This window comes from Mycoplasma sp. E35C (assembly GCF_019873825.1).
Taxonomy (GTDB): domain Bacteria; phylum Bacillota_I; class Bacilli_A; order Mycoplasmatales; family Mycoplasmoidaceae; genus Mycoplasmoides.
This window is the reverse complement of the sequence record NZ_CP068418.1, coordinates 426860-441887: the sequence shown is the minus strand read 5'-3', so window position 1 is coordinate 441887 and position 15028 is coordinate 426860. Positions and strand designations below refer to the sequence as shown.

The 15028-nt window shown below is 25.2% G+C and carries 11 protein-coding genes; 6 read left to right on the top strand and 5 right to left on the bottom strand.

Features of this window, described 5'->3' with window-relative positions; translation table 4 throughout:
- Positions 1–734: 734 nt before the first annotated feature.
- From JJE79_RS01880 to JJE79_RS01860, 5 genes are all read left to right on the top strand, one after another.
- The gene (locus tag JJE79_RS01880; RefSeq protein WP_222926791.1) at positions 735–1439 is read left to right on the top strand and encodes a phosphotransferase; all 705 of its coding nucleotides are present in this window, start codon (positions 735–737) and stop codon (positions 1437–1439) included.
- A complete protein-coding gene (locus tag JJE79_RS01875; protein WP_222926790.1) occupies positions 1421–2824 on the top strand; it encodes an MATE family Na+-driven efflux transporter in 1404 nt (467 codons plus the stop codon). Before JJE79_RS01880 ends, JJE79_RS01875 begins: the two co-directional genes overlap by 19 nt.
- Before the next feature lie 34 nt (positions 2825–2858).
- Positions 2859–3437, top strand: a complete 579-nt coding sequence (locus tag JJE79_RS01870; RefSeq protein WP_222926789.1) for a hypothetical protein — start codon at positions 2859–2861, stop codon at positions 3435–3437.
- 8 nt (positions 3438–3445) lie between these two features.
- Positions 3446–3946: a hypothetical protein gene (locus tag JJE79_RS01865; RefSeq protein WP_222926788.1), complete on the top strand. Its 501-nt coding sequence runs from the start codon at positions 3446–3448 to the stop codon at positions 3944–3946.
- Positions 3947–4203: 257 nt separating this feature from the next.
- Positions 4204–4689 (top strand): hypothetical protein, encoded by a 486-nt coding sequence (locus JJE79_RS01860; protein WP_222926787.1) that lies wholly within the window; start codon positions 4204–4206, stop codon positions 4687–4689.
- Positions 4690–4746: 57 nt separating this feature from the next.
- On the opposite strand, the gene JJE79_RS01855 is transcribed toward JJE79_RS01860, so the two are convergent.
- The 3 genes from JJE79_RS01855 to JJE79_RS01845 all read right to left on the bottom strand — a co-directional run bounded on the left by JJE79_RS01855 (position 4747) and on the right by JJE79_RS01845 (position 10334).
- Positions 4747–6042, bottom strand: a complete 1296-nt coding sequence (locus JJE79_RS01855) for a hypothetical protein (RefSeq protein ID WP_222926786.1) — start codon at positions 6040–6042, stop codon at positions 4747–4749.
- A gap of 18 nt (positions 6043–6060) precedes the next feature.
- Positions 6061–8079, bottom strand: coding sequence for an AAA family ATPase (locus JJE79_RS01850; RefSeq protein WP_222926785.1), 2019 nt, complete (start codon positions 8077–8079; stop codon positions 6061–6063).
- Positions 8080–8264: 185 nt separating this feature from the next.
- Positions 8265–10334, bottom strand: a complete 2070-nt coding sequence (locus tag JJE79_RS01845; protein ID WP_222926784.1) for an AAA family ATPase — start codon at positions 10332–10334, stop codon at positions 8265–8267.
- 259 nt (positions 10335–10593) lie between these two features.
- On the opposite strand from JJE79_RS01845, the gene JJE79_RS01840 reads away from it, so the two are divergent.
- Positions 10594–11682, top strand: a complete 1089-nt coding sequence (locus JJE79_RS01840; protein ID WP_222926783.1) for a hypothetical protein — start codon at positions 10594–10596, stop codon at positions 11680–11682.
- Positions 11683–11817: 135 nt separating this feature from the next.
- On the opposite strand, the gene JJE79_RS01835 is transcribed toward JJE79_RS01840, so the two are convergent.
- Positions 11818–13626, bottom strand: a complete 1809-nt coding sequence (locus JJE79_RS01835; protein ID WP_255565868.1) for an APC family permease — start codon at positions 13624–13626, stop codon at positions 11818–11820.
- A 407-nt stretch (positions 13627–14033) separates the two neighbouring features.
- A complete protein-coding gene (locus JJE79_RS01830) occupies positions 14034–15020 on the bottom strand; it encodes a 2-hydroxyacid dehydrogenase (protein ID WP_222926782.1) in 987 nt (328 codons plus the stop codon).
- Between the last annotated feature and the right edge of the window lie 8 nt (positions 15021–15028).

Sequence of the window (15028 nt, the reverse complement as noted above, 5' to 3'; positions counted from 1 at the left end):
AAATTAATATCAGAAATTCTTAATTAAATTTATGATTTTTAACACTTAATATCGCACAAGTTTTTAATTTTTTTATCTATTTTTATTAAAGTTCTGATATACAAAATTAATTTAATTGGTTTAAATCGTTTTAATAATAAAAAAAACACAGCCCATACCATCTAATGGCTGTGTTTGTTTTGTTTATTATGAGCTCATATTTCTTCTTTATTATATCTTTGAATCCCCTACAAACAAAGATCATAATAAAGCTATTTTATAAAAATAATAAATGTCTCTAACTAATGCAAAAATAAATAATAATTATGCATTTAGATATGTCTTAATTATCAAGAATAACTTCATGTTATTTTTGATAATAGATATTACCTACATGAAAAAAATCAAAAATTCCAACCTATTACTTAGTCAGTAAAAAAGGAAAAAACTTATAAGAAAACAAAGAAAATGACGATAAAAGAAACTCTAATTTTAAATAATAAATTTATAGATAAAAAAGGAGTCTAATGTTTTGAATTTATTTCCATCAAAAATAAATTCATAAAAATCCTAACATATTTTTAATGATTAGTGAATATCAGTTTTATTGTAGTGATAGTGTTTTAGATAATTCTTCTAATATTTAAATTTAACTATTAAATTTAGCAACCCTCAATCTTCTTTGAATTTTGGGGGTTGCTTTTTTTTTTTTTTTGTTTTCATTAATTTGTATTAACAACATTAATGTTTTTAATATGAAAATTGAAATTAAATTAAAAGGAGGTAGGACACACCCAGATGTCATAAGAATAAATGACACTGTAAGAAGACCAAAACATCACAACGATGAATTAGTTTATGATGTTTTAAACTTTTTTGAAAAACAAAATTTTAAGTATGCTCCAAAATTCCTTGGAATTGATAGCAAGCATCGCAATATTTTTAGTTATATAGATGGATATTGCTTTGATGAAGTTGGTTTTACTGATCAAAAACACTTAATAGAAATTCTTAATATCACAAAGGAATTTCATACATTATCAAAAAAATACACTCAATCCAATAAGGTGATTTGTCATAATGATATTTCGCCATTAAATGTAGTTTTTGATAACAACCTAAGTAAAATAAACGGAATTATTGATTGGGATAGTGTTTCTATTGATCATAATTGACTAGATGTTTGTTATATCTTAATTTTATGAATAAATATTGGCGATCCATCTAAGCCAGTAGATAAAATTTTCCAAGAGTTGAAAATAGGTTTAAAAACTTATAACGATAGCGAAATAGCTAAAAATCTATCAGATAAATTTATTTACAGAATAGATAAAATTAACGCTTCGCTAAACAAAAACAATAAGTGATATCAGAAAACAAAAGACTGAGTCGATTATTTATATACATGAATTGATAATCACAAAACAAGGATTGATAATTTATGGTCAGAACTAGTTTAAAAACAATTTTTCGCGAAATTGACTACAAAATGTTTTTTGCTATCTTTTTAACCTTATTCATACCTAGCATCTATAAAGTTATAAGAATTCATATATTAGGAAGTTTTCCTGATGCTAATAATATAAACATTGCATCACAACTTTCATGGATTAATCTAATTTATGAAGTTATTCAAGAAGGTTTAATTTTGCCACTTTTCTTTTTATTAGGAAAAGCAAATCTTAAACAAAATAATTTAACACTAGAACAAAATTCAGATAACAAAACGCTTTCTAATCGAATTAAAACAAGCTTAATTACCATTAGCTTAACATATATTTTAATAGCTATTATAGTTATTATTTTTGCAAAACAACTTGTTGTTTTGATGGGTCAAAATTTAGAATTAATTGACCAAACTGTAACATATGTAAGATTAGAAACTATATCAGCATTATTCTTAACTATATGAAGATTTATAGTTTTAGTGTTTAATTTATTTGAAAAAGATAAATATATTTACCTCATACTGCTTATTCAGTCAGGTTTATCAATAACATTTGATGTATTTTTAGTCAGCCAATTAAATTTTTCATTAAATATTGGTGTGATCGGAATACCAATTACAAACATCATTGTAAACACAATTATCGTTGTCATATCCTTGTTTTTAATTAACAAGATTACTTTTGACTTCTTTAAACCTCAAAAACTAACTTTTAGATGATTATTATCATGATTTAAAGTAGGTTCTTTTTCAGGAATCGAATCATTAATAAGAAATTTAGTTTTCTCATTAATGATTATTAGAATGATTAATTTAGTTGCCCAACAAGGTAATTATTGAATTGCTAATAGTTTTATTTGAGATTTATTATTATTACCAACATTAGCTCTGGCTGATGTCATTAAAAAAGACGTAGCTAATCAAGCAAGAATTGCAATAAAAGAAAAAACATTTAGTTATCTAATTTTAATTAGTATTTTTGTTGCATTATGACTAGTTTTCATACCTGTATGAAAACCCTTGTTAAAGTATGTTTATAATGTTGATAGTTATGAAACAGTGTTTTATATTGTTTTAATTCAAACTGGGTTTTATATCACTTTCATGTTTAATACTACTATCTTTGATAGTACTTTTTATGGTTTAGGTAAAACAAATTACATGTTATTCCAATCACTTTGTATTGATATCGGATATTACGGTATGATGTTTATTTTATACACAACAGGTGTGTTTGTTCCGTCGTTATTAAATATCAGTATTATGTTTGGTTGTGGAATGTTGTTGGACTTTATTCCTTCGATGATTTTGTATATTTATTTACTTAAAAAACATAAAATTAAGATTTTATTTTTCAAACGTGAACAATTTATTCCGTTTGTGATTGTTAACCATTAATTTTTTTAAAAAATAATTCTAAAAATAATCATCTATGAAAAAAGAAGAAATTCTTAACAAAGTTGCTAGAGAGCAAATTACTAACAATAACCAATGAGATAGCTTTTTAAAAACTTGTAAAGCAAGTGATATATTCGTTTTCATCGATGGAGCTTATTCTAACGGTGATGAAATAATGGCAGGAGCAGCAATAGCTTATTTAACTAATGAAGAATGGGAAGCAAATGATCCAGTAGAATGATCTGATTGATTCGATAACGGTCATTACACCAATTCTAATTTAGGAGGAATTGCTAGCGAAGCTTTTGCTTTTAAAATATCATTAAAGCTTTTAAATTCAGCATTTAATCAAACCAAAGAATATAGAGAATTAAGAAATAACAAAATTTACATTTTTGCAGATAATCAAGAAATCGTACAAGAAACCAATTTATTATTACACGGAATAAATATAGGGCAAAGAAGAATAACTCAACCAATTTCGTCTATGTTAAAGGCGTTAGAAAAAGTTAAATATAAAAATAACATTAAAGTTATTCGTATGTCTCGCAATTTTCCTTGAATGCAAAAAGTTCATAAGTTAGCTAATGATGAAAAACAAGCAGCACGTTAATCTATATTATGAAAAATAAAATAATTAAAGGCAGCCAGCCAGAATGATTTAACGATCAAAATAATCTAAAAAAAATATTCCATAAGCTAACAAAAATGTTTTGAATACAAGTTATACCTATTATCTTAATTGCAATTGGTATTGGTTTATTCATTGGATTATTTAGCCAAAATGGTTATATATACTTTATAGTTTTTATAGCTTTATCGCTTATATTTAATATTGCTTCAACCATTATTACATATAAATGATTGTGATGGTATTTCAAAAAGTACGATAGAAAGATGATATACTTTGCAATTATCGTAACTCCATTCACATTTCTTTTCTACTTCATGGCTTTATTCTTCTTTATTAATGCTGTTAAAATAAGAATTCTTTTCATAATTGAACTCTTAAATTTAGTTATGGACAGAAACAAAGATGAAATGCAAGTTCCAGATTTATTCCCTGATAAATGGCAAGAAATTGATATGTTAATTTCAACCCTTTATTCTCAGCAGTATTAATATATCTAAAAGAATGATTTTAAAATTACTATCCATTTTGGATAGTAATTTTTTATTAACAAATATATTGTTATTTAAATTAATGATTATCAATCATCATTTTTGCTATAGTCTTGTTTTTTTTTTTTTTTTGGTTTCATTAATTTAGTTTTGTGTTTATAAAAAATCGCTAATATTATTTCTTAAAAAAACGATATTAAAATCATCACACAAAAATTAACAAGCTTTAATTGATTGATAAAAACTAAATAAAATATATGAAAGTAGTAAAAGGAAATACTCCGTTCTGAGTTGAACAAGAAACAAAAATTGAACGCTTAATAGATAAATACAGTTTATTCGCTAAAATCATTTGAGGAACACTATTATCACTAATAATAGGAATAGGTTTATTAATATATGGATTTATTTCGAAAAATAACGCAATTATTGGTGTTGGTGCGGCTTTATCAATTATTAGTTATATAACCCCAATCATTTTATTAAGCATCATAATTAAATGATCATGATTTTATTTCAAAACATACGACAAAGCACTTACAGGAATGAGCATTATTATGTTAATAATCTTTGCTGTAGGTCCTAATTTAATATATCCTATGTTTATGAAGTCGATTAGAATAAGAATTGAATTTATATCTTTTAAAATTTCAGATGCGATAATTGGAAACAAAGAAGAAATAGTATATGACATGTTTCCTGGAAATGAAAAAGAATTAAATCAATTCATACTTTCTAATTAAGTTTTAATTCTATTTTTTAACAAATCATTACTATCCATTTTGGATAGTAATTTTTTATTAATGATTCTTGATTATTTTTTTAAATTCTTCTTTAATTTCGTGGTTGTTTTTAAACCAATTATTAACTAAGAAGTTAAGATCAATAAAAAGACCTCTGATCTTTTGATGATCTAAATTTTCATAATTTCAATTAAGACTGGCATAACCAAAATATTTCAGGGTTTGATCATCTTTATTTTGCTTTTTATAAGGCAAAATAAAGATGTTATAAACATGGTTGTAAATATTTCTAAAATAGTTATATTGACCATAAATTATCTGTTTAGCCATATTACTACTATCTGGTAAATCATTTGGGTTTTTGCTAATACCATAGCGATAATATTTGGCATCAATAATATAAAGATCATTATTATCAACCATAATACAATCTGGTCGTAAAGGAGTTTTTAATTCATTTTTATCATCAATTTTTCAATACCCCTGAGGATAAAAAATGCTTTTATCAGTAACATTACTAAACAACTTATCAAGCATTTTTTCAAAGACTAATTCATATTTATCAATTCCATAACCAAGGTTTTGATTATTAGCTTTTTTACGAGCAAAAAAGCTAATAATATTTCTCATATTAACTAATCGCTCTTGGGATTGTTCAATGAATGTTTTATGTAATTCAGAATCAATGGCTGCTAGATATTTATCAGGATTAAACAATTGATTATAATCAATTGTTTCATCAAATTGAAGATCATAAAATCAACCAAAATAATCAAATGATTGCTTAACGCAATACATATAGATTTCTGTAATTAAATTATCTTTATGGGTTTTAATTTCTGAAACAAAATAAGGATAAATGATGTTGGTATTAGAAATAAATGGTTGGTTTTGTAATGTTCTTTTTCAGTTGATCTTGTCATAAATTCCAACCTTATATTCTTTTTGATTATTAATGTATCTTTTGTTAATTAAATAGTCATTAATAATATACTCCATTGCTTTAAGTGGCAAATTGTGATCTAATTCTTCGTCTTGTTCATCGTTTTCAGACGCATGTTTTGATAGCAAATAAATTGATTCTAAGATCAATTGAATATCATTAAGAATTAAATCTTTCTTATCATCATTAATTTCAACTAAATCATCATTTTCATAATCATCTTCAATACTTAATTTATATGCTTCTGGATAAAAGAATTTAACAATTCTTTTCTTATTATTTTCATCACTTTTTTCAACCTTAATGCCAACAAAACGTTTATCACTTTTTTCATTAGCGCTGCTTGGCATACAAATAATCTCATTATGTTTATCAGATCATTTGTATTTAATGTCATCGATTTTTCTCATTAGAACAAATAATATTAATTATTCTTGATTGGTTTGTTTTTCATCAAAGAATTTGATATCAACAAACTCATTAAATATTTCATAACCTTGAACAAAAGCATTAATCAAATCTTCTGATGTTTTGATTTCTTGTTTCATATTTTGATCATCAAAATATGATTCCTTAAACACTTTTTTGCGTTCAAATTTAAAGACATCGTTTCATAAATATTCAAACACTTTTTGAGCAAACTTATTTTTTATTTCGTTGTCATCAATTTGGCTATTATCATTTGGGTTGATTAAGAATTTTTTACTAACAAAATACTTACCTAAGCGTTTATCTTCAAGGGTTGAGAATGATCTTTTAGTGTCAAGAATTTCGTTATTAATTTTGTTTAAAAACTTTTTCCAAGTTAATGATGTTCCTGGTATGAAATAGTTTTGATGTTGTTCTTGATCGCTAAATTCATTTGAAATCAAAACAAATTCTCATCTTCTTTTGAATGCTGTATCTAAAACAAAAACATTCTGATCGCTTGTGTTCATTGTTGCTAAAATTATCAAATTACTAGGTATATAAATTTGATAATTTTCATGATCATTTTCAGAACTAAAATTATTTTGATTTAACAATTTTAAAGCATTAATATTTTGTTCTTTTTTACCGTTGTTTTTAATTAAAAAGTCCATTAAATTAACATGGTTAATTCCGTATTGACTACAACCATTTTCATCACGGTCTAATAACTGGAATAATTCTCCAAAAATGCTTGCTCCATTACCACGATTAATTTCTTCGATAATTAAATACACTGGTTCATTTAAATTATTATAAGCTTCTTGTAAAGCTAAACTAAACGGCCCTGGGTTAAATGAGTAACTAACACTTAGATCATCATTTATTTTAGGAATGATTTGTCCAACAAAATCAGCATTAGAATAATCTGGATGAAAGACTGTTCTGAAATATTTTGCACCTTCTTTTTTTATTTCTTCAGAAATCTTATAACTTTTACCACAACCAGGTAGTCCATAAAATATTGCGTTGTATCCCTTAATAGATTTCTTAGTTTCGTTTAAGGGTTTATTTCTTTGAACAATGATGTATGTAGTTCTTTTATCGTTAGATAAAATTTTTGGATATTTTTCTTGTGTGTCATTGTTTAAAACCAAATCCTTAGCTTCACATGAACCTAAATATTTAAATCCTTTCTGCGCTAAATGTCGTGCAAAACCTACTTCACAAACAACTTTATCGTAATAGTCAGACGGAATGTTATTTCAACTTAAATTTCTTGCTATTTTTGCTTTAATTTTCTTTCTATTATTTGAAGTAAAAAGCAATAATTCTTCGTTTTTAAAAAATACTTTAGGGTGCTCTTGATAATCTTTATTGGATCATTTTATGTATTTTTCATCATTTTTTTGATCAACAAATTCATATTCTAGATTTGTATAAAAGAACCTATTTCAACCGCTATTATCACCTTTTATAAAATAACGATTTCTAAAAAAAGAGCTTGATCGCAAACCAATACGAACTTTATCTTGAATAATTAATTCATTAATATATCTAATCGCATAATTAAAAGTTACCAATAAAAACTTTCTATTTTCTTTTATAAGTTCTTCTAAGTTTTTTTTAAACTCCGCTTTTTTCGTTTCATCACTACCAAAAGGAGGTGAAGCAAGAACGATATCAACGTTTTCCTTAACTAAAATATCATTAAAAAGTTTGTTGTTCCAACCACTAGTTCCATCAAGTTTTTCTTTAACTATATCATTGTTTTCAAAAATATACTTAATAGGTTGCTTATTTTCATCCATTAAATTAAAACCAATAAGTTTTTTAATCTTTAAATCTTTAAAATTTTCTTTAAAAAAATTAAAGAAAACTGGTTGTAAAAATTCTTCATAATCACAAAGAATAACTTTATTTTCAAATTGTGATTTGTAATCATAAATGGCTTTTTTTAATTCTTTAAGAGAATTTGGTATTAAAGTTTTATTCATATTTTTACTAGTATTAGTTTCTGTTTTGTTATTTTCGCTCATTGTCAAATATCTTTATTTAATAAATGCTTTATCGTTTGTTTTAATAAAAACACCATTTTAATTTTATATCTAAATTAACAAGAAAAATAAACAATAAAAATATTGAATGATTACTTTAGTTATGCTTAATATTCCTAATTCAAATATTAACTTAAACGCTATGTAGTTATGCTTAATAGTATTTCTTATTGTTGTTGATTAATTTCATCTTTCTTAAAGAATTTGATATCAACGGATTCATCAAATATTTCATAACCTTGAACAAAAGCATTAATCAAATCTTCTGATGTTTTAATCTCTTGTTTCATATTTTGATCATCAAAATATGATTCCTTAAACACTTTTTTGCGTTCAAATTTAAAGACATCGTTTCATAAATATTCAAAGACTTTTTGAGCAAACTTATTTTTTATTTCGTTGTTATTAATTTGGTTATTATCATTTGGATTAATTAAGAATTTTTTACTAACAAAATACTTACCTAAGCGTTTGTCTTCAAGGGTTGAGAACGATCTTTTAGTGTCAAGAATTTCGTTATTAATTTTGTTTAAAAACTTTTTCCAAGTTAATCTTGTTCCTGGTATGAAATAGTTTTGATGTTCTTCTTGTTCGCTAAATTCATTTGAAATTGAAACAAATTCTCATCTTCTTTTAAATGCTGTATCTAAAACAAAGACGTTCTGATCGCTTGTGTTCATTGTTGCTAAAATTATCAAATTGCTAGGAATATAAATTTGATAATTTTCATGATCGTTTTCAGAACTAAAATTATTCTGATTTAACAATTTTAAAGCATTAATGTTTTGTTCTTTTTTACCGTTGTTTTTAATTAAAAAGTCCATTAAATTAACATGGTTAATTCCGTATTGACTACAACCATTTTCATCACGGTCTAATAACTGGAATAATTCTCCAAAAATGCTTGCTGCATTACCACGATTAATTTCTTCGATAATTAAATATACTGGTTCATTTAAATTATTATAAGCTTCTTGTAAAGCTAAACTAAACGGGCCTGGGTTAAATGAGTAACTAACACTTAGATCATCATTTATTTTAGGAATGATTTGTCCAACAAAATCAGCATTAGAATAATCTGGATGAAAGACTGTTCTAAAATATTTTGCACCTTCTTTTTTTATTTTTTCAGAAATCTTATAACTTTTACCACAACCAGGAACGCCATAAAAGATTTGGTTATAACCAATAATCGGTTCGCTAACTTTTTTATCAACAAAAGAAGGTTTCTTTCTTCTAACAATCACATATGGAATTGGTTCTTTATTAGAATTAGGTAAAAGTTTTGAAAACTTTTCTTTATAACGATCAACAAATTCTAAATCGCTAGATAAACAATAACCTTCATATATAAAATTATTTGATGTTAAACATTGCATCAATCCTCGGTGACAAATAACCTCGTCATAATAATCTGTAGGAATATCTTTTCAAGTTATATTTCTAGAAGTAATTGCTTTCAATTCTTTTTTCTTTGGATTATCACTTTGAAAAAATATCAAAAATTCTTTGTTTTTATTTTTTATAAAAACTTTAGGATGTTCATTAAAATCTTCTTTAGTTCAAATTATACTTTTAGTCTCAAGATTGGTTTCAACAGTTTTTTCATAATCCAAATTGGTATAAAATAATTTGTTTCATGTACTGTTTTCACCTTTTCCAAAGTATCGATCTTTAAAACCACTGGCAACATTAAACCCAATTCTGATCTTGTTATCGACAATAAAATCATTAATTCATTGAAATGCATAATCAAAATTAGCAAATAAGAATTTTTTATTATGTTTGATAAGATAATCGCAAAACTCTTTGAATGTTTGTTGTTTTTCTTTACTCAAAAAAGGAGGTGCAGCCAACACAATGTCCACACTTTTTTGTTCTATCAGTGTTTTGACAAGATCGTATCTTGAATAAGTTTTTTCTTCTTTTTCTTCTAAAATTAATTCTTGTACTTCATCATTTTTATAATCATATTCACGAATCTGCTTTATTTTTTGTAAAAAATCAAAACCAATTAATTTTTTAAGCTTTAAATCATTAAAATGTTCTTTAAAAAAATCAAAGAAAACTTGTTGATATTTTATCTCATAATCAACTAAAATAATTTTGTCTTTAAATTGATTTTTTCAATATTCAATTTCTTCGCCCAAAGCTTCATTAGAAGAATTAATTCATTTTTGATCATCGTCGGTATTATTATTCTCTTCTAAATCTAATGATTGTTTATTGTCATTCATTTCCATATTGATAATTGTTCGCTTAATTAATAATTTTAGTTAGTTGTTTTTATTAATGAATCTCAATAATAAGGATATTAAAATAAATATTCTTATCAATAGTTAGTTAAGAATAAACTATAAAACTATAGATTTTGTTAAATCAATTCTTTTTTAAAAACCAATTTCACAACTACTAATCGTCTTTATTTAGGTTTTTATTATTGATAAATAATAAGATTAATATAATCAATAAATTAAATAAAGAAGCAAACATTAAATGATTATTAAAAAACAAGGACTAATTACTAAAAAAGATCAAAAAGAAGAAATTAAAAAACTTCTAGAAAAAACAAGTATCAGACAATTATTGTCTGCTAAAACAATTTCAGAACTTAGCGCACTATCTATTGTTGATATATACAAACAGCTTAAACAAACACCTGAAAATATTGGTATTTTTTTAATCAAACCGCTTAGTTATTATGCTAATAATTTAAAATGTCCTGGTGTTTTTAATAACCAAAAATTAATACAAGCATACAAAAATGCAACAATGCAAAAAGCTAAATCTTGCAAAGGAATTGTTGTTGCTGATTTTAAGTTTTCTTTAATTAATAAATTTGATGCTAATGTTTTAATGACTGAAATAAAAACTAAAAAAGCAGTCAAAGAATTTTATGAATATGTACTTTTTTCTTTCTATGAAGAATACATCAAAACACAAAACGCTTTTTTAGAAGATATTTTTGGAGATAAATCATTAAACGAACTCAAAAGTGATTTAAGTGATTTCAATGATCGTTTAGATAACAAAACTGTCAGTTTGCAAGCTCAAATGAATAAGATATTTGCTAAAAAGGTTTTATCTAATCAAATAACACTAAAAGCTAATATTAATAAATTTAGTGAATTTAAAAAAACGATTAATAATTTTGTTGATGTTTTATCTAAGAATAAAACTCATAAGTTTAATATCGGTTATCTAGATAGATCAAAATGGATCAATGATTTAGTTCTTAATTCTAAACCGATTCAAAAAAAGGATTTAGTAATGATCATTCCAGATAAACTAGCTCTTAAATTAGCTAAAAAAAATCTAATTGATTATTTAGATTTAACTTCAACAAAATTAGACGGAATTACATTAATGAAATTGGATTATAAATCAGATCATATCTGATTATTTGATAAAAATGCTTTAAAATTTTGTCCTACTGTAGTTAGTGTTGATCATAATAATTTATTTACTTATACTAACTTTAATTTTGAGTTAGGTATAGATATTAATAAACTGGGAATTAAAATTAACTTCGATTCAAATCAAGGATGAACTAAACAAGATGTTTTAAAATACATTGTTGATTAAAATAACTTATTATTGATCCACAAAGAATTCAATAATAAGTTATTGGTGTTTAAAAAATAATCTTTTTTAACAGATTAAACAAACAAAATAACAACTTAACAAGTTTTTATAAAAAGCAATGATTTTGTTAATCAACTAATATCTAAATGGAATAAAAGTTAGATTACTTTCTTCTAGATTATTGATTTTTAAGATCTTTTTTTCTTCTTCATTTAGAATGGTGCGTTTCTCATTTTTAATCTGAGCTAATAATGCTTCTTTTAAAGTTTTGTTGGTCACAATTGCCATTCTGTTAATCTTATCAATCTCACCTTTTTCAATTGAACCAAACTTTTTGATCATCATATAATCTTCAATTCAGATTGGAATAAACATTAATGCTAAGAATAGCATTAATACGATTACAATCATTAATCTTGGCACTAATACTGTCGTAATTCAGTTGTCATTAATAGGAATTAAAAACATCAAGAAGAAATCAGCAATCGGAGCAAAGAACGTAAAGAAGATTGGTAAGATCATACTAATGATTGAACTGTATGCCATTGGTAAGAAGAACTTACTTTTTTGCACCTTAATTCGATTAGTTTTACGGTTTTTAATGGCTCCAATAATCGCAAATAAAATATAAGCAAATGCAATTACAGATGTTCATGTTGCCATTAAATCAGCAAATGAATATAATTCAGCACTACCAGTTCCATAACTTTGTCCATAACCAGCAGAATCAACATAACCTAGACCACCAATTATTGAGAAAACAATAATTATTGGAATTACTAATACCAAGTTATACAAAATCCCAATAACAGCTCTTTTATCATTGATTTTATTAACTAATTTTGTGCTGAACGGAACCTCATTAGCACGGATTAAATCTTCCATAAATCGAGTTGATCATAAAGCAAATCCGTTAATAATTCCAAGCATGCCTACACCAATTAAAATTTGGAATAAAGCATACAATCAGTTAAGGTTATGGCTAGATAAAAACTCTTGAAACCCACTTGGTGAACCTTGTTTAGCACCAATTGACATTGATATTGCAATTACTAAATAAATCACAGTAACAACAATCATTCCAAATAAGATTGCCCAAGGAGTTTTCTTAGGTTCTTTCATTTCAGTTTGAATACCAGCAGTTACATAAAAACCATCAAATGCAAAGAAGATTGCACCCATTGCAATGAATAAACCAAATCCAGGTGATAGCGAATTTAAACTTAATAATTTAGAAAAATCAATTTTTCCTTCTTGCCCTAAATTAGTTAAATTAAATTCTGGACTAAACTCAGCATGGTAATTTTTATCAGTAACAGCGCCATTAATACCAACAATTACAAAACCTAAAATTGCTGCAAACATTAGTGGAAAGAATTTTAAACTAGTAATAATTCAATTTTGAATATTACCCATTTTAGAAGAAATCCCATTAATTACTATGAAATAAACTGATACTAAAATTGTAATCACCATTAAGATTGATCAGTCTGCTTTTGTATTAAAGCCATTAGTGTTAGGAATTATTGCACTTATTCCATCTTGAATTGATAAAACCACATAAAGTGGCATAAAAAAATATGTTAATGGTAAATAAATATAAACCATGAAGTTCTTACATGATTTATAAATAATTCTTGAATTAAACGTTTGACATCATCCGATTAAAGATAGATTATCATTTCTAGCACTTCCTATTTCTATTAGTGCCATTGCCATAGAAATTACGGCAAAAGCAGCTAATAATCAAGCAAAAATTGCAAAGATAATTGAATTTTGTGAGCTTCCTAATACTGAACCTGCTTTAATAAAAATTCCAGCACCAACAGAAGATCCAATTACAACTAACATTGCAGAAAAAAATCCAATTTTTTTAGACATTGGAGCGTTAGCAAAACTAGATTCTGGTTTGCTGTTTAGCCCAGTTTGTGAATTGTTGGACACATTATTTCCTTTCTAACATTAACTCACAATTCATTAATTTTTTTGCCTTGAAATTAAAGCAAATAATAACTATTGTTATTAATAACGAAAAAGTAATATTAACATTTGTATTAGAATATCAATAACACAATAAATAAAAATAACAACATAAAGAAATAGAACTATTTGGTTGTTGTATTTTAGATTTAAATTAATCAGGTTTATTACATTGAATAAATTAAAAAAATATCATACTTTTTATTGCTTCATTTTGTAATTAAATATCAAGAATAATAAACTCTTAATTCTTGTATATTTAGATATAAAAAAATATTAAGCTTTATGCATTAAAACAATCAGCTTAATATTTTATTTTTAGCTATTTTTACCGTAAAATTTAATTATTTTTAAAGAAATTTAACAATGGATTAAATTTTATTTTTACAGTCTTTTGTATCTAAATATTCTTTAAGGTTTTGATATGAAATTTCAACCATATTAGATACAGCTTCATCAGTATAACTACCAATGTGTGGAGTGATTAAAACTCTTGGGTATAAATCAATTAATTCCTGAACCACTGGATCATTGATTTTTTCTAGTTGTTTACCAAAGTATTGCTTCTCATCATAAAGAACATCTAAGCCTGCACCATAAAGCTTATTACTCTTAATTGCTTTTAAGATTGCTTGATCATCTTGTAATTGCCCTCTTGAACAATTAATTAGAATCGCACCATCTTTCATTTTGTTAATAAAGCTATCATTAATCATCTTTTCATTTTCATTCTTAATAAACGGAATATGAACAGATAATATATCAGATTGCGCAATTACTTCATCCATTGATTTATATTCAAGGATTGATTTAGCTTGCTCATTAATATAAGGATCAAAACCAATTACCTTAGCCCCTATACCAGCAAACATTTTAGCTGTTTCATAACCAATTTTACCCGTACCTAAAATCCCTACTACAGAGTTTTTAAGTTCTTTAGCAAAACCAGTACCATCAAATCTAAAATCTTTATTAGTTGCTTTGTGAGAAAAATGAATAATTTTGCGACTTAAAGCAATAGCCATGCTAACAGCAACTTCTGAAATTGCAGTTGGCGAATAACTAGGTACTCTAGCCATCTTGATTCCTAATTGCTTAGCATAAGCAATATCAATATGATCATAACCAACAGTTCTAGTTAATACATAGTTGATATTATTTGCTTTTGCAAAATCTAACACTTCTTTGCTTATTTTGTCACTAGCACGACAAATAACAGCATCATGACCCTTAATCAATTCAACATTATCTTTAGATAATGCTTCACTTCTTAATGTTAGTTGATAATTAAAACCCTTATTGAATTTTTCAAAAAATGGTTTTTCTACTTCTCTAACACCAAAACATATTACTTTCATTATTAACT